The following is a 17,458-nucleotide window of genomic DNA, read 5'->3' as shown; positions in this document are numbered from 1 at the left end:
CGGTTTCCCTGCGTGGCTTTTTTGCAACGCGGCACGACCGAGTGTGTCTGTGACACTTCGGGACTCGCCAATGTCACATATCCGAAATATTCCCCGTGCAGGGCCGGATTAACACGACATTAAGTCGCGAAATCAGAGCCGCGGCTCAAAAGGGGTAATACTGATGCGGAACAACCTTTTCCTAGGTGTGGCAGTCGTTGCGCTCATCGCGCCGATGGCCGCATCGGCGCAAGAGACGACCTCCTCGATCCGCGGCACCGTGACTGCTAATGGCGCGCCGGTTAACGGCGCGACAGTGACCATCACGAACGTGCCATCGGGTACGGTTTCGACGGCCACGACAGACAGCAGCGGCGGCTTCAACCAGAGCGGCTTGCGTCCCGGCGGCCCCTTCACCGTCGAAGTCACGAGCCCACAGGGCACCAAGTCGATCACCGACATTTTTACCGTCGTGCAGCAGCCTTATGTTCTGCCGATCGAACTGGCCGTCACCGAGGGCAGCGGCGACGAGATCGTCGTGACCGCATCGTCGATCGCCGGCGCTGGCACGTCGTCGTCCGGTCCGCGCACCGTGTTGACGCAGGACGACATCAGCAAGGTCGCCTCGGTCAATCGCGACGTGCGCGATCTTGCCCGCCGCGACCCGCTGGCATCACTCGATCTCAGCAACACGCGCGCCGTCAGCTTCGGTGGCGTCAACCCCCGCTTCAACCGGTTCACCATCAACGGCGTGCAGATCGGTGACAATTTCGGCTTGAACTCGGATTCGAACCCGACTGGCCGCGGCCCCGTACCGTTCGACGCGATCGGCCAGTTCTCGGTTTCGATTGCACCGTCGGATATCCGCCAGGGCAATTTCATCGGCGGCGCGATCGATACCGTCCTGCTGTCGGGCACCAACGAGTTCCACGGCACAGGTTTCTATTCGCAGTCGACCGATGGCTTGCAGGGCGACCGCATCGGTTCGACCTACATCCCGCTGACCAAGTATAAATCCGAGACCTATGGCGCCACGCTGCGCGGGCCGATTATCAAGGACAAGCTGTTCTTCATGGTGTCGGCAGAGCGCAATACGGATCCCCGTCCGCTCGCCATCTCTTCGATCCAGCAGGTCCCCGGCCTCACTACCGCGCAGATCGGCAGCGTCCAGTCGATCGCCCAGAGCGTCTATGGCTATGACGCGGGTGATGTCCTGCAGATCAACAACCAGAAAGATGAGAAGATCGTCGGTCGCATCGACTGGAACGTGACCAACAACCAGAAGCTCTCACTGTCCTACATTAACGCGTCCGAGTCATCGACGGTCAACAGCAACGCCAGCAACAGCCTGACCTCACCAAGCCTCGGCCTGTCATCGAACGGCTATCAGCGCAGCGTCATCGTCCGCGCGGGCATTGCACAGTTAAACTCGGATTGGACCGACAAGCTCTCCACCGAGGCACGGTTCCTCTACAAATCGAACGAAGTCACACAGGCGCCGCTGAACGGTCTTGGCTTCGCACAGTTCCGGGTCTGCACGGATCCGACGAGCGTCAACATCAACGCTTCGCCGGGGGTCGCCGCCAACGGCATCACCAATTGCGGCACCAACCCGGTCATTGCGCTGGGCCCCGACAACAGCCGCCAGGCAAACGCCTTGTATTTCGACACCTGGGGCGGCTCGTTCCTGACGCGCTACAATGCCGGGGCTCATGAAGTTCGCGTACTGGCGGAGTATAACCGCAACCGGACGACCAACCTCTTCCTGCAGAACGCGGCCGGAAACTATTATTTCGACTCGCTTCAGGACTTCCAGAACCGCAACGCATCGCAGTTCTCGTATCAGAATGCGACGTCGCTCAACGTCAACGATTCAGCTGCCAACTTCGTCTACGAGCAGTGGACGTTCGGCGTGCAGGATACGTGGCAGATCGCCAGCAACTTCGACCTGACGTACGGCATCCGCTACGATCTGTATGGCATGCGTTCGGAAGTGCCACAGAACGACGCATTCGCGGCGCGCAACGGCTTCTACAATACCAAGAACTACAAGGGCCTGGACAATTTCCAGCCGCGTCTGAGCTTCAACTGGCAGCCTTTGCCCCGCCTGCGTATCCGTGGTGGCGCATCGGTGTTCGGCGGCGGTTCGCCTGATATCTATCTGTCGAACAGCTATTCGAACACCGGCGTGACGACGAGCGCGATCACCAACCTGAGCCGGGCTACGGGCACCGCCGCGGCCGGCACGCTGACCTGTGCCGCTCCCTTTACCGCCGCCAATGCGGCCGTCTGCACTGCAGCCCTCAACGGCGTTTCGGGGACCACCATCCCGACCGTGGTGAACGGCTATATCGCGACCAATCTCGGAGGTCAGGCCACGGCGCCGGTCTCGGCACTGGCACGTGACTTCCGTCCGCCTTCGGTGACCAAGTTCAACCTTGCCGCCGAATACAGTATCTTCGGCTTCACCTTCGGTGCCGACTATCTGTTCAGCACGACCAACGAGGGCGTGAGCTTCACTGATCTCCGCTCGCGCGTGATCGGCACGCTTCCCGACGGGCGTCCGCGCTACAATTTCGTGGCGACGCCGGGCGTCACCGCGACCGCCGACAACAACAGCGACTATCTACTCTACAATGATGGTCGCGGCCGCAGCCATCTGGGTGTCGTACGCGTCAACAAGGACTTCGACTTCGGTCTCTCGCTTGGCGGCAGCTTCGCGTTGCAGGACGTCAAGGACGTGAGCCCGGCGACGTCGTCGACTCCCGGTTCGCTGTATGCGAACGCAGCCAAAGCGGATCCGAACTTCCCGACCTATGGCAAGGGCAATGACGAGACGACGTGGCGCTACACGTACAATGTCGGGTTCGACCGTGCGTTCTTCGGCGATTATCGCACCGTCGTGCAGCTCTTCGGCGAGACGCGTGCAGGCCGACGCTACAGCTTCACGATGCAGGACCAGGCGGCGCAAGGCCTGAACTGCGCTCGCAGCTGTACCTTTGGTACGGTCGGCAACAACGACGCGCATCTGCTGTACGTGCCGACCAGTGCGAACGATCCGTTGGTGAGCTACGACAGCGTCGCAACCCAGCAGTCGCTGGAGACGCTGATCAACAACACCAAGCTGAAGGATTATCGCGGCACGATCGCGGCGAAGAACATCGCTCGCAACCGCGCGTTCACGCGTATCGATCTCCATCTCGAGCAGCAGATTCCGACCTTCCTCGGCGGATCGCGCATCACGCTGTTCGGCGACATCGAAAACCTGCCCAACCTGCTCAACAGCAAGTGGGGCGGTCTGCGCCAGCTCGGCTTCCCCTACACGGCATCGGCCGTCCGCGTGCAGTGCCTGTCGCAGGCCGTGCCGACCGGGACCAATGTCGTGGCGATCGGCACAACACCGGCCACCAACCCTACCGGCCTGCCCGCGGTCATCAACACGAACTCGACCCAAACTTGCGCCCAGTATCGCTACTCGGCGTATCGCGAGCCCAACACGACTGCCGTAAACTTCAACAACTCGCTGTATCTGATCCGTATCGGCGCGCGCTTTACCTTCTAAGCGTCACGCCACTCATCAGGTCGATCCGGGCCGCCGTTCCTTTTGGGGAACGGCGGCCTTTTTCGTTTGGGACCACGTCCTGTGCGTGACACTCACTTTTGCGCCCACCGCCGGCCGCGTGTAAGAGCGCAGGCCGATGGCTAATTCTTCCGCCCCGCACCCTGGCTCCTCCGCCTTGAACTCCGCCCGGCGCCTGCCCTTCACGGCGCGGCCGTTCTTCGAGAACAAGGCGCGGGCGTTCTGGATTTTGCAGGCGGTCGGGTGGAGCGGGTACCTGCTGTTGCGCGGGGTGGTGTCGATCTCGAACGGACTGTCGCTCGACGGGGTGATCCCGGTGATCGTCGAGGCGATCGTCGGATACTGCATCACGCTGCTGCTCTCGACGATGTACGGCCAGTATCGGCGGATGAACCGGCTGGTCGGGATCTTCCTGACGATCGCGACGCTGGCCGCGGCGACGTTCCTGTATGCGGTGCTCGACGCGTTCACCTTCTCGTTCATAGCGACGGCGACGCCGGGGGTGACTCTCACACGGCTGCTCGGGTCGGTGTACGTCACGTTTACCGTGCTGTTCGGGTGGTCGGCGCTGTATTTCGGGATCAATTTCTACCTGATCGTCGAGCAGCAGATCGACCAGATGGAGCATCTGGAGAACCAGGCGTCGTCGGCGCAGCTGGCCATGCTGCGCTATCAGCTGAACCCACACTTCCTGTTCAACACGCTGAACTCGATTTCGACGTTGGTGTTGCTCAAGCAGACCGAGCGGGCGAACGCGATGCTGAGCCGGTTGTCGTCGTTCCTGCGCTATACGCTGGCGAACGAGCCGACCGCGCACGTCACCGTCGCGCAGGAAGTGGATCAGCTGAAGCTGTATCTGGAGATCGAGAAGATGCGCTTCGAGGATCGGATGCGCCCGAAATTCGACATCGATCCGCGTGCCGAACGGGCGCGATTGCCGTCGCTGCTGCTGCAACCGCTGGTCGAAAACGCGATCAAATATGCCGTCACGCCGCAGGAGGAAGGCGCCGAAATCTGCGTCGAAGTGCGGCTCGCCGGGGAACGCGTGCAGATCGCCGTATCCGATACCGGTCCGGGCTTGATCGAGGGCCGGATCGGTTCAAGCCATTCGACAGGCGTGGGGCTCGCTAATATTAGAGACAGGTTGGCTCAGGCATATGGGCCCGACCACCGTTTCGAAACGCGCTCCACGCCCGCTGGCGGCTTCTCGGTCGAGATCGAGATTCCGTATCAGCTTGAAGACGTGAACAGAGAGGCCGCATGACCATCCGTACCATTCTCGTCGACGACGAGCCGCTGGCGATCCAGGGGCTGGAACTCCGACTCCAGGCCCATGAAGACGTCGAGATCATCGAAAAATGCTCGAACGGCCGCGAGGCGATTCGCGCGATCAAGACGCACAAGCCCGACTTGGTCTTCCTCGACATCCAGATGCCGGGGTTCGACGGATTCTCCGTCGTGCAGGGCCTGATGGAGGTCGAGCCGCCTTTGTTCGTGTTCGTGACCGCGTATTCGGACCATGCCTTGCGCGCGTTCGAGGCTCAGGCGGTCGATTATCTGATGAAGCCGGTCGAGGAATCTCGGCTGGCCGATACGATCGAGCGGGTTCGGCAGCGGTTAAGCGAGAAGCGCGGGGTCGAGGAGGTCGATCGGTTGCGCGAAGTGCTCGCCGATGTCGCGCCGGACGCGGCGGCGGACATGCCCGACGGCGATGCCGTGTCGGCGAACCGGTTCGAGAAGCTCATCAACATCAAGGATCGCGGGCAGATCTTCCGCGTCGATGTGGATACGATCGAGCGGATCGATGCGGCGGGCGATTATATGTGCATCTATACCGGCGATAATACGCTGATCTTGCGCGAGACTATGAAGGATCTGGAGAAGCGGCTCGATCCGCGGCGGTTCCAGCGGGTGCATCGGTCTACGATCGTGAATCTGGATCTGGTGAAGCAGGTCAAGCCGCATACCAATGGGGAGTGCTTCCTGGTGCTGAATTCAGGGGCTAGCGTGAAGGTTTCTCGGTCGTATCGGGATGTGGTGGCGCGGTTCGTTCATTGAGGTGAGGCTGGGGGGCGGGACCTTGTCGAATCTTCCCGTCGTCCTGCCCCTTCCCGTCATCCTGACGAAAGTCAGGATCCAGAGCCATTGAGGACGCCGCCTGTTACTCTGGATCCTGACTTTCGTCAGGATGACGGACGATGGGGGGAGGATGTTAGGGGCGCGCTTTCGGAGGCGCCCTTTCCGAGTCCGTCCTTGCCGATCGGGGTCCCGACTATCGTCGGGATAACGGGGTTGCGTTTCGTTAGCGGACGCTCACCCGTTTCCTCGACCCAATTAACCAGTCCCTAAACCCCTCGGCGTAGAGCGGGGGGATGAAGACGTCGGGTTACGGCCTTTATCCCCATGCCTTGATCAGTTTGCCCGCGTTGGTGATGGCGACGTCGTGCGTGCCCGAGGATCGCCCCGCTGCGGTCGCGCAGGTTCAGCCCGAGCGTAATTCTCGCGCGCTGTTGGAGCGGATGGCGTTGCATGTGCCGGATGATATCTCGGCGAAGATGGCAACGGCCACGCCTGAGGCGGCGGCTATGCCTGCGGTTGCGCCGCCCTTTGTAACTTCGAACTCCGTTGTCGACGCGAACCGTGCGGCGGAGTGCCTGACGGCGGCGGTGTATTATGAGGCACGATCGCAGTCGGTGGAGGGGCAGCGGGCGGTGGCGCAGGTGGTGTTGAACCGGGTGCGCGACCGGGCTTTTCCGAACAGCGTTTGCGGGGTCGTGTACCAGGGGGCGGAGCGGCGGACCGGGTGCCAGTTCAGCTTTACGTGCGATGGCTCGATGAACCGTGCGCGGGAGTTGGGGGCTTGGGATCGCGCGCGTGCGGTTGCGGCGGCGGCGCTTGGCGGGAGCGTCTTTGCGCCGGTCGGGGCGGCGACTTCGTTTCATACGACGAGCATTTTGCCGTGGTGGGCGTCGAGTTTGGCGCGGATCACTACGGTCGGGGCGCATGTGTTCTATCGTTGGCAGGGGGCGTTGGAGCGGGCGCTGACGTTCCGGCAGGTTTATGCCGGGGTTGAGCCTGGGGTTCGGGGTGGCGGCTTTTCCGGTGGTGGCGTGGGGACGGTTGCGGCGGAGGTGGCCGGCGTTTCGGTGCATTATGGGAATCGGGAGGTCGTTGCGGACTTGGGTGCAGAGCCCGCGGATCCGCCGCATGGGGTGACGGTGCATCGGGGGGTGTCGCGTCCCGGATCGGCGATGGCGGGCGCGGCGATCGTTCCAACGCGGTTGGTTTCGGGTGTGCGGGTGCATGTCGGGGGGCAGGCTTCCGCGCTGCTTGGCGGCGGCGGTGAAGACGCGATCGTTTCGGACGAGACCTGACGCTCTCCCTCCCCTTCAGGGGGGGTGGGGCTCCGCCGCGAGCGAGACGTTTTTGGCAATGCCCCAACCCTACCTTCCCCTGAAGGGGAGGGAGTTGGTCGGTTTGCTGGGCCGACAGCTGCACCACCCCGGCGGAGGCCGGGGCCCAGTTGGGGGACGTTGCCAACTCCGGACTGCGCCTCATCACCACGGGCTTTCCACTTGGGCCCCGGCCTTCGCCGGGGTGGTGGTAGGAGGGGAAACCTGCCCTTGCTATTGCTCCGGCGCGACCCTCCGGAAGCCCCGTGCAAGCTACGTCCAGCAGGGTGACGCACCGGTGTTGGCTGGAATGTCTTCTCCCCTCCCTAGAAGGGAGGGGTTGGGGGTGGGTTGGGTTCCGCGCATACAGCGGTCGCGGCTCAAGCTGGCCTACCCACCCCCTGCCCCTCCCTTCCAGGGAGGGGGGCGCGGCTCGACTTTGGCGGACTTGAGCCCCCTTCCCCTCCCCTCGCAAAACCATGCTGCATCTGCTAACGGCAGCCCCATGCTGAATCTGAACAATATCACGGTGCGCCTGGGCGGACGCGTTATCCTCGATGGCGCCACGGCTGCGTTGCCGCCGGGCTCGCGCGTCGGGCTGATCGGGCGCAACGGCGCGGGCAAGTCGACGATGGTTCGCGTGATCGCGGGGCAGCTGGAGCCGGACGACGGTTCCGCCGACATGCCGAAGGGCGCGCGGATCGGCTACCTCGCGCAGGAGGCCCCGCACGGCATGAAGACGCCGTTCGAAACCGTGCTCGAAGCCGATCTGGAGCGCGCCGCGCTAATGGTCGAGAGCGAGACGAGCGAGGATCCCGACCGGCTCGGCGACGTGTACGAGCGGCTGATCGCGATCGACGCGTACACCGCGCCCGCGCGCGCCGCGCAGATCCTGCTCGGGCTCGGGTTCGACGAGGATATGCAGGCGCGGACGCTCGACAGCTTCTCGGGCGGCTGGAAGATGCGCGTGGCGCTGGCCGCACTGCTGTTCTCGCAGCCGGACCTGCTGCTGCTCGATGAGCCTTCGAACCATCTCGATCTCGAAGCGGTGATGTGGCTCGAGGATTTCCTCAAGGGCTACAAGGCGACGATCGTGGTCGTCAGCCACGAGCGCGATTTCCTCAACAACGTGGTCGATCACATCCTGCATCTGCAGGGCGGCAAGATCACGCTGTACCCGGGTGGCTACGACGCGTTCGAGCGGCAGCGGGCCGAGCGCCTCGCGCAGATCGAGGCGGCGCGCGCGAACCAGGCGGTGCAGCGCGAGAAACTGCAGGAATATATCGCGAAGAATTCCGCGCGCGCCTCGACCGCCAAGCAGGCGCAGTCGCGGCAGAAGATGCTGTCGAAGATGCAGCCGATCGCCGAGAGCTATAACGATCCGACGCTGTCGTTCGGCTTCCCCAACCCGACCGAACTGCGGCCGCCTTTGATCACGCTCGACATGGCGACGGTGGGCTATGCCGACGTGCCGATCCTGAAGCGGCTCAACATGCGGCTCGATCCCGACGACCGGGTCGCGCTGCTCGGGCGCAACGGCAACGGCAAGACCACGCTCGCGCGGCTGTTGGCGGCGCAGTTGACGCCGATGGACGGCGAGATGTCGTCGTCGGGCAAGATGAAGGTGGGGTATTTCACGCAGTATCAGGTCGAGGAACTCGATCCGACCGATTCGCCGATCGAGCATATGTCGCATCTGATGAAGGGCGCGACGCCGGCTGCGGTCCGCGCGCAGTTGGGGCGTTTCGGCTTCTCTGGTGACAAGGCGACGACGCGGGTCGGCAAGTTGTCGGGTGGCGAGCGGGCGCGGCTGGCGCTGGCGCTGATCACGCGGGATGCGCCGCATCTGCTGATCCTCGATGAGCCTACCAACCATCTGGACGTCGATGCGCGCGAGGCTTTGGTGCAGGCGCTCAATGCGTACACCGGCGCTGTCGTGCTGGTCAGCCATGACCGGCATATGCTGGAGCTTACCGCGGACCGGCTGGTGCTGGTCGACGACGGGACGGCGAAGGAGTTCGACGGCAGCCTCGACGATTACATCGCGTTCGTCCTGAAGGGCGACGGCGGCAAGGGCGATGCGGCGTCGAAGGCCGACAAGAAGGCGGGTAAGAAGGCCGCGGCGGAGGCGAAGAGCAACGATGCGGCGCTTCGGAAGGCTCTGCGCGAGATCGAGGAGCAGACCGCCAAGTTCACCAAGGAGCGCAATGCTCTGGACCGCGCGATGGTCGATCCGGCGAATGCGGAGCCACGGTTCTCGCGGATGTCGATGGGGGATCTGAGCAAGCGTCGCGCCGAGGTGCATGCAAAGCTCGAGGCTAGCGAGGCGAAGTGGCTGGAGGCTAGCGAGGCGCTGGAGGGGGTGGCGGCTTAACGGCCTTCTGCGCCTCCCCTGGGGGAGCCGCCTAGTCCGTTCTTGCCCCCCTCCCTGAAAGGGAGGGGTTGGGGGTGGGTCGGGTTCCGCGTGTTCCAGCGGTTGCGGCTCAAGCCGGCCTACCCACCCCCGGCCCCTCCCTTTCAGGGAGGGGGGAAGATCGGGTCAGCCTTCGTCTGAATCCGACGCGGCAGGGCGCTCGAACCAGGCTTCGACCGGGCCGACCAGCTTGAGCGTCAGGGGATTGCCGTTGCGGTCGACCTTCTTACCGAGCGCGACTCGGATCCAGCCTTCCGAGATGCAATATTCCTCGACGTCGTGGCGGACCTTGTCCTTGAAGCGGATGCCGATGCCGCGTTCGAGCAGGTCCTGCTGGAAGAACGGGCTGCGCTGGTTGATCGAGAGGCGATCGGGGGGCGTGTCGCCGGTTGCGGCCGGGGTGGCGGCGGCTTCGGTCTCGGGGGTGTTGGGCGTGTCGGTCATGGTCGCGCGTCTAGCGGCAAGCGCCTGCCCCGCGCCAGAAAAAAGCACGTGATGCAAAAGAGGCGCCGGGATTGCTCCCGACGCCTCCTTGCCGTCGTTCGATCGGGTCAGCTGCAGACCTGTACCGATACCCGGTCGCCATAATAGGGATCGACGCGCCACTCGTTCCAGCACCGCGGACGATAATCCTCGCGGTAATAGGTGCGGACCGGCGGGTTGTAATAGGCCACCGGCGGCGGGGCGTAATAGCCGCCATTGTAATAGCCGCGGTCGTAATAGCGGTTGCGGTTGTTGCTGCTCGCGATCGCTGCGCCGACGCCTAAGCCGAGGATACCGCCGAGCACGGCTGCACCGGCTGCGTTGCCGCCGCCGCGATGACCGTGCCAGCCGCGACCATAGCCGCCGCGGCCCCAGCGCTGTGCATCGGCCGGTACCGCGGCTGTCAGCGCGGTCGCTGCGAGGGCTACCCCCAAACCTGCCTTCTTCAAAAATCCGTTCATCATCCGAACTCCGTTACTAGTTACGCCCGGTCCGCCTGGGACAAACGCATAAGTGTCCGACCGTGTTTCAGGCTGTAGGTGATTCGGTCTGAACTGCGGCGGAACGGGCTGTTAACCCACGGTATATCTGTGTGGGCGTGTCCCGTGTGGGGACGCGGGCGCAGGCGCACGGCTGGGCGTTGTTTACCGGTATCGGATAGGACGCCGCGATGCGCAGGATGATGACGACGCGAGCGATCGCCTTTGCCGTGGAACATGGCCTGCGGCTTCATTGGCCTCAGTTTTGTTCGTCACGTCGCCTTGAACGCCGCCGTTCTCCCCCCCTGGAAGGGAGGGGTTGGAGGTGGGTTGGCCGGCTTGGCCGCCGCCGTTCGATAATGCGGAAGCCTACCCACCCCCGGCCCCTCCCTTTCAGGGAGGGGGGAAGACGTGGGTTGGTCATACCTCGACCAACGCACAAATGAAGAAGGGCCGGAGGTTTCCCTCCGGCCCTTCTTCATTTCCTAGCCAGCGCGACACGGCGAAGCCGTGTCGTCGGACCTCGCTTTGGCGAGGCCGGCCGAGCGCCTGAGGACTCAGCCGGCTTCGCCTTTGCTGGCCTCAGGCGCTCTGCTTAGCCCGGCTAGCCCGCTTGCGCTCGTTCGCATCAAGGAAGCGCTTGCGCAGACGGATCGACTTCGGCGTGACTTCGACCATCTCGTCGTCGTCGATGTAGGCGATCGCCTGCTCCAGCGTCGCGCGCTTCGGCGGGGACAGGCGGACCTGGTCGTCCTTGCCGCCCGAGGCGCGGAAGTTGGTCAGCGCCTTGGTCTTCATCGGGTTGACCTCGAGGTCGTCCGGCTTGGCGTTCTCGCCGACGATCATGCCCTCATAGAGAGCCTCGCCGTGGCCCACGAACAGGATGCCGCGCTCTTCGAGCGGACCCAGTGCGTAGTTGTTCGCCTCGCCCGAACCGTTCGAAATCAGCACGCCGTTCTTGCGACCCTCGATCGGACCCTTGTGCGGGCCGTACTTCTCGAACAGCCGGTTCATGATGCCCGTGCCGCGCGTGTCGGACAGGAATTCGCCATGATAGCCGATCATCCCGCGCGACGGCGCCGAGAAGGTGATGCGGGTCTTGCCGCCGGTCGACGGACGCATGTCGGTCATCTCGGCCTTACGGGTGTTCATCTTCTCGACCACGGTGCCCGAATGCTCCTCGTCGACGTCGATGATGACGGTCTCGTACGGCTCGGTCTTCTTGCCGTTCTCGTCCTCGCCGAACAGCACGCGCGGACGCGAGATGCCCAGCTCGAAGCCCTCGCGGCGCATCGTCTCGATCAGCACGCCCAGCTGAAGCTCGCCGCGACCGGCGACTTCGAAGCTGTCCTTGTCGGCCGCCTCGGTCACCTTGACGGCGACGTTCGACTCGGCTTCGCGGAACAGGCGCTCGCGGATCATGCGCGACGTCACCTTGGTGCCTTCGCGGCCCGCCATCGGCGAATCGTTCACGGCAAAACGCATCGACAGCGTGGGGGGATCGATCGGCTGCGCGTGCAGCGGCTCGGTCACCGTGATGTCGGCGATCGTGTCGGCCACGGTGGCGACCGAAAGCCCCGCCAGCGAGATGATGTCGCCGGCCTTGGCTTCGTCGACGGGAACGCGATCGAGACCACGGAACGACATGATCTTCGAGGCGCGACCCGTCTCGATGATCTTGCCGTCGTTATCCAGCGCGTGGATCGGCTGGTTGGTCTTCACGGTACCCGAATTGACGCGACCGGTGAGGACGCGGCCGAGGAACGGATCGCGGTCGAGCAGCGTGACGAGGAAGGTGAACGGCACGCCGGCGACTTCCACGGCGGGCGGCGGCACGTGCTTCACGATTGTCTCGAACATCGGGATCAGCGTGCCTTCGCGCGCGTCCATGTCGGTCGAGGCATAGCCGTTGCGACCCGAGGCGTAGAGCACGGGGAAGTCGAGCTGGTCGTCGTTCGCGTCGAGCGACACGAACAGATCGAACACTTCGTCGAGCACTTCCTGGATGCGCGCGTCGTTACGATCGACCTTGTTGACGACGACGATCGGCTTCAGGCCGAGCGCGAGCGCCTTGCCGGTGACGAACTTGGTCTGCGGCATTGCGCCTTCCGAAGAATCGACCAGCAGGACGACGCCGTCGACCATCGACAGGATGCGCTCGACTTCACCGCCGAAATCGGCGTGGCCGGGCGTATCGACGATGTTGATGCGGATGCTCTCGGACTCGCCGGGAGGGGTCCAGTCGACCGAGGTCGGCTTGGCGAGAATGGTGATGCCACGCTCTTTTTCGAGGTCGTTCGAATCCATTGCGCGCTCTTCGACGCGCTGGTTGTCGCGGAAGGTGCCGGACTGGCGGAAGAGCTGGTCGACCAGCGTCGTCTTGCCGTGATCGACGTGCGCAATGATCGCCACGTTGCGGAGGCTCATGAATGTATTCTCTTGAAACGAGGAACGGGGTTGGCGCGCGCCATAGCGTAATTGTTGCGCCGCGGGAAGAGTGGGCGGTGTTTGGGTCTTCGCGAGGCGTTCCGTCATCCTGACGAAAGCCGGGATCTCGGGTCACGGGGCGCGGCTTTTCTTGGCTCTGGGTCCTGACTTTCGTCAGGATGACGGGGCATGTGTGGGTTCAACGGCGCTTGTATGGTCCGGCGGCGAGAATGGCGCGGGGATCGCGGACCGCTAGCATCGCCCTGAGGGCGGCGTGTTTGTCGGGGGCGGCGGCGTAGTAGCGCTGCCAGATCCGCAGGCCCATCCAATAGCCGAGTTCGGGTGGCCAGCCGGCGGGCGGCGTGGAGTAGTTGCCGATCCAGCGGGCGTACGCCTTGGCTTCGGGCGAGCCTTCTTCCGGGTCGTCCTTGTCGGTGAGCTTGCGGGTGAGCGCGATGTCGGCCTGCATCTGGCGCCAGAGTTCGGCCTCGCGCGGGGCGGCCCAGGCGGCGCGCGCGGCGTCGGGTTCCTCGCCGGTGACGAGTTGCGCGATGAAGTCCGCCGCGCCCTCGACGAGGATCGCGGTGAGCAGCGGATCGCGGGCGAGCGTCATCCCCGCGTCCTGCTGGAAGGAATGCACCGTCTCGTGCGCGAAGAAATGGCGGAGCGTCTGGCGAAGTTTCTCGGGCGTGGGGGACATGCGGCAGAGCACTTCGAGGCCGAGCACCTGCGCGCCGGGACCTGCCGTTCCGCCGGAATTGCCCGCGCCGAAGACTATATAGACTTGGGGCAGCCTCACGTCGGGGAGCGCGCCGTGGAGGCCGAGATAGATCGACCGAAGATCGGCGGTGGCGGTCTTGGCGGCGGGAAGGCAGGTCTTGATCGCCTGCGCGTATCGGGTCGGGTTGGCGGCGATCGCGCGCGCGAGATTGTCGGCGTCGACGATCCGGCCGGGGGTGAAGACGCCGATCCCGAAACTGCCCTTGTCGAGATAGTCGCGTTTCAGTTGCGCGGCGGTAGGTTTGCCCTTGGTCTTGGCGAAGAGAGTGGCGAAGCGGTCGGCGTCTTCGGTGTGGATCGTGGCGGTTAGTGGGTCGGCTGGCGGGGGACGATTCGTGGCGGCCGCGGGGAGGAGGGCGAGCGCGAGGATCAGCGGGCGGAACATGGTCCGCAGCGTATCGTGTGGTTTGGTGGCCGCCAGTCTTATTCGGCGGTGAGATGCCCCACATCAGCCCAAAGCCGTTCCCCCGCGAGGCGGGCGAGCGGTGACGCCCTTGGCTCCTGGCCCCCGCGTTTGCGGGGGAACGAGAAGGAGTGGCCCGCGCTCCGCCCCCACCACACCCCACCCCGGCGAAGGCGGGAGCCCAGTTGGAAAGGTGGCAATAACGACGTGCCGCCATCCGTTAGCAACGTCCCCCAACTGGGCCCCGGCCTTCGCCGGGGTGGTGGCGTAGGTTAACGGGACGCGCTGGAAAATCGGAAAGGCTCAGAACCCCTCCAGCACGATCTTCCCCTTCGCCGTATGGCTCTCGATCCTCTCGTGCGCCTTCCGCAAATTCGCCGCGTCGATTTTCCCGAAATTCTCCGCCAGCGTCGTCCGGATCGTCCCCGCATCGACCAACGCCGCGACCTCGTCGAGCAACCGCCCCTGCTCGCCCATGTCCGGGGTCTGGAACAGCGAGCGCGTGTACATCAGCTCCCAGTGGACCGAGATCGACTTCTGCTTCAGCGGCGCGATGTCGAGCGTCTTGGGATCGTCGATCAGCGCGAGCCGGCCCTGCGGCGCGACCAGCGTGGCGATCTCGGCGATGTGCTCGTCGGTATGCGTCGTCGAGAAAACGTACGCCGGCGCGCCGAGCCCGAGCGCCTCGACCTGTTCGGCGAGCGGCTTGCGGTGATCGATCACGTGGTGCGCGCCGAGATCCTCGACCCAGCCCCGCGTCTCGTCGCGCGAGGCGGTGGCGATGATCGTCAGGTCGGTGAGCTTGCGCGCGAGCTGGATCGTGATCGACCCTACCCCGCCAGCACCGCCGATGATCAGGATCGCGTTCGCCGCACCGGGGACGGGCTTGCGCACGTCGAGGCGGTCGAACAGCGTCTCCCACGCGGTGATCGAGGTCAGCGGCAGCGCCGCCGCCTGCGCCCAATCGAGCGACTGCGGCTTGTGGCCGACGATACGCTCGTCGACGAGGTGGTATTCGGCATTGGTGCCGGGCCGGTCGATCGCACCGGCGTAGAACACCGCGTTGCCGACCGCGAACTTGGTCACGTCAGCGCCGACCGCGACGACGATGCCCGCTGCGTCCCAGCCCAGCACCTGCGGCTTGCCGTCGGGATCGGCGCGGTTCCGGCGGATCTTGGTGTCGACCGGGTTGACCGATACCGCCTTTACCTCGACGAGCAGGTCGCGGCCGATCGCTTCGGGCTTGGCGATGTCGAGATCGACGAGCGACTGCGGATCGTCGATCGGAAGCGACTTGGTATAGCCGATGGCGCGCATGCTGGAACTCCTGTGATGTCGGCCCCAAGCTGTCGACGCCGTCCCTTGGTTTCAAGGCGCGGTTGGCAAGAGCGGTGTGTTATCTATATATGCCACTTGAACGCGGGACGGGTTGCAGCCACCATGTCCCATCGAACGGAGATTACGCATGGCCACGACACCCGAGACGCTGAACGAAGAGCCGGGCCTGGTGCTGACCCCGCCCGATCCCGTACCCACGGTTGCCCCCGCTAAGGCCGCCGGGCTCGTCCCCGTGGATGCCGGCGTGAAGTCTCAGCTGGAGGAGCGCGTGTCGGGGTTCGTCACCGATCTCGTCGCGCAGGACGTCAATTCGCCGGAGTTCGGCAAGCGGGTCGATGCAATCACCGCGATGGGCGCGAAGGAAATCCGCGAGGCCGCCGGCCAGTCGAACCGCTTCCTCGACCGCCCGGTCAAGGCGATGGATCAGGAGACCGGCGTCGGCAAGGATCTGGCCGAGCTGCGCCGCGTCGTCGAGGATCTCGATCCCGGCAAGAAGGGCAATCTCACCGCGCCGCAGAAGCTGTTCGGGATCATCCCGTTCGGTGGCAAGATGCGCAATTATTTCGACGGCTACAAATCGTCGCAGACGCACATCGCGCAGATCCTGAAGAGCCTCGGCTCGGGCAAGGACGAGTTGCTGATGGACAATGCCGCGATCGATACCGAGCGTGCGAATTTGTGGGCGGCGATGGGCCGGCTCGAGCAGATGATCCATTTGTCGAAGACGATGGACGCCAAGCTGGAGGACGTCGCCAACGACCTCGACCACACAGATCCCGCCAAGGCGAAGGCGATCCGCGAGACCGCGTTGTTTTACACGCGCCAGCGGACGCAGGATTTGCTGACGCAGATGGCGGTCACCGTGCAGGGGTATCTCGCGCTCGACCTGGTCAAGAAGAACAATGTCGAGCTGGTGAAGGGCGTCGATCGCGCGTCGACCACGACCGTGTCTGCGCTGCGCACCGCGGTGACGGTGGCGCAGGCGCTGACCAACCAGAAACTGGTGCTGGAGCAGATCACCGCGCTCAACACGACCACCGCGAACATCATCGGATCGACCGGCAAGCTGCTGAAATCGCAGACCGCGCAGATCCACGAACAGGCGGCGTCGGCGACGATTCCGCTGGAGACGCTGCAACGCGCGTTCCAGAATATCTACGACACGATGGACGCGATCGACGTGTTCAAGCTGAAGGCGCTTGATTCGATGAAGGTCACGGTCGGCGCGCTGTCGAACGAAGTGGACAAATCGCGCGGCTATATCGCGCGGGCTGAAGGCGCGACGCAGGGGCAGTTGGGCGGACCTTCGTCCAGCCCGTTCAAGCTGGAGGCGATGTAACCCTCGTGAGCGAAGTCGACGACGCCATCGCCAGCGCCCGTGCCTCCTGGTCGCGCATTTCCGACGACCGGACGGGCGCCTTCATCGCACGCTCGCCATCGCGGGGACGGGCTCTGCAAACGCAGGCGATCGGCAAGCGGCTGACCCGGATCGTGGTCGCCGACGTGTCGATCCTGATCGCGGCGATGGTGATCGGCTGGATCGTACCGCTCGGGATCGGCGGCGCGATGCTGGTGATGGCGCTGCTGGTCGCCGCCACGGTGCTGTTCGCGGTGTGGCCTGCCGAACGTGCGCCGACGCCGGAACGACTGGCAGCGGTGGATATCCGCGCGTTGCCGGCGCAGACCGAACGCTGGCTGGAGGCGCAACGCCCTGCCCTCCCCGCGCCGGCGATGACGCTGGTCGACCGTATCGGCTTGCGCCTCGAGACGCTGACGCCGCAGTTGGCGACGCTCGACGCGAACACGCAGGAAGCGGTCGACGTGCGGAAGCTCATCGGCGAACAACTCCCCGCCTTCGTCAAGGATTACGAGAAGGTCCCGGCGTCGCTCCGCACCACACCGCGCAACGGTCGCACGCCCGATGCGGAACTGGTCGACGGGCTTAAGCTGATCGAGCAGGAGATCGGCGAGATGACCGCGCGTCTTGCGCAAAGCGATCTGGACAATCTGTCGACGCGGGGGCGGTTCCTGGAGATGAAGTACAAGGAGTGAAGCGCACCCGGCTCAGCGTATGCCGTCGCAAGGCGCGCTTCGTATCCGAAGCCGACGCGCTTGTTGTGGCGCAGACCGGACGCGTACCGCTCCGACCGTATCGCTGCGACCGGTGTCTTCACTTCCACCTGA

The 17,458-nt window shown here is 64.5% G+C and carries 12 protein-coding genes; 7 read left to right on the top strand and 5 right to left on the bottom strand.

All coding sequences use genetic code 11. From position 1 onward, the window contains the following. Positions 1-163: 163 nt before the first annotated feature. From U1708_RS11515 to U1708_RS11495, 5 genes are all read left to right on the top strand, one after another. A complete protein-coding gene (locus U1708_RS11515; RefSeq protein WP_332745801.1) occupies positions 164-3,541 on the top strand; it encodes a TonB-dependent receptor in 3,378 nt (1,125 codons plus the stop codon). 136 nt (positions 3,542-3,677) lie between these two features. Next, complete coding sequence (locus U1708_RS11510) at positions 3,678-4,823, top strand: sensor histidine kinase (protein ID WP_307088802.1); 1,146 nt, start codon at positions 3,678-3,680, stop codon at positions 4,821-4,823. Then, complete coding sequence (locus U1708_RS11505) at positions 4,820-5,617, top strand: LytR/AlgR family response regulator transcription factor (RefSeq protein WP_031393111.1); 798 nt, start codon at positions 4,820-4,822, stop codon at positions 5,615-5,617. Before U1708_RS11510 ends, U1708_RS11505 begins: the two co-directional genes overlap by 4 nt. 350 nt (positions 5,618-5,967) lie before the next feature. Further along, entirely contained in the window at positions 5,968-6,933 is a 966-nt protein-coding gene (locus U1708_RS11500) for a cell wall hydrolase (RefSeq protein ID WP_332745795.1), read from the top strand. 523 nt (positions 6,934-7,456) lie between these two features. Next, positions 7,457-9,325 carry an ABC-F family ATP-binding cassette domain-containing protein gene (locus tag U1708_RS11495; protein ID WP_332745793.1) on the top strand — a complete coding sequence of 623 codons (1,869 nt, stop codon included), beginning with the start codon at positions 7,457-7,459 and terminating at the stop codon, positions 9,323-9,325. A 165-nt stretch (positions 9,326-9,490) separates the two neighbouring features. Here the strand turns inward: U1708_RS11495 and U1708_RS11490 are convergent, their stop codons facing one another. The 5 genes from U1708_RS11490 to U1708_RS11470 form a co-directional block, all read right to left on the bottom strand. Next, complete coding sequence (locus tag U1708_RS11490) at positions 9,491-9,808, bottom strand: DUF3297 family protein (RefSeq protein ID WP_332745791.1); 318 nt, start codon at positions 9,806-9,808, stop codon at positions 9,491-9,493. 107 nt (positions 9,809-9,915) lie between these two features. Next, entirely contained in the window at positions 9,916-10,308 is a 393-nt protein-coding gene (locus tag U1708_RS11485; RefSeq protein WP_248522655.1) for a hypothetical protein, read from the bottom strand. A gap of 600 nt (positions 10,309-10,908) precedes the next feature. Further along, on the bottom strand, positions 10,909-12,753 hold the full coding sequence (gene typA, locus U1708_RS11480; protein WP_307088789.1) for a translational GTPase TypA: 1,845 nt from the start codon (positions 12,751-12,753) through the stop codon (positions 10,909-10,911). 199 nt (positions 12,754-12,952) lie between these two features. Next, positions 12,953-13,918, bottom strand: coding sequence for a DUF2268 domain-containing putative Zn-dependent protease (locus tag U1708_RS11475; RefSeq protein WP_332745786.1), 966 nt, complete (start codon positions 13,916-13,918; stop codon positions 12,953-12,955). Between the two features lie 321 nt (positions 13,919-14,239). Continuing rightward, positions 14,240-15,253 carry a zinc-binding alcohol dehydrogenase family protein gene (locus tag U1708_RS11470; RefSeq protein WP_332745785.1) on the bottom strand — a complete coding sequence of 338 codons (1,014 nt, stop codon included), beginning with the start codon at positions 15,251-15,253 and terminating at the stop codon, positions 14,240-14,242. Positions 15,254-15,401: 148 nt separating this feature from the next. Here U1708_RS11470 and U1708_RS11465 point away from each other — a divergent pair, with 148 nt between their 5' ends. Together U1708_RS11465 and U1708_RS11460 are read left to right on the top strand one after the other, a co-directional pair. Next, positions 15,402-16,613, top strand: a complete 1,212-nt coding sequence (locus U1708_RS11465) for a toxic anion resistance protein (RefSeq protein WP_332745783.1) — start codon at positions 15,402-15,404, stop codon at positions 16,611-16,613. A 5-nt stretch (positions 16,614-16,618) separates the two neighbouring features. Continuing rightward, positions 16,619-17,326 carry a hypothetical protein gene (locus U1708_RS11460; protein ID WP_332745781.1) on the top strand — a complete coding sequence of 236 codons (708 nt, stop codon included), beginning with the start codon at positions 16,619-16,621 and terminating at the stop codon, positions 17,324-17,326. The last annotated feature ends 132 nt before the right edge of the window (positions 17,327-17,458 follow it).

It is taken from the genome of Sphingomonas arabinosi (assembly GCF_036663715.1).
Lineage (GTDB): Bacteria > Pseudomonadota > Alphaproteobacteria > Sphingomonadales > Sphingomonadaceae > Sphingomonas.
This window is presented reverse-complemented; position numbering and strand designations above follow the sequence as displayed.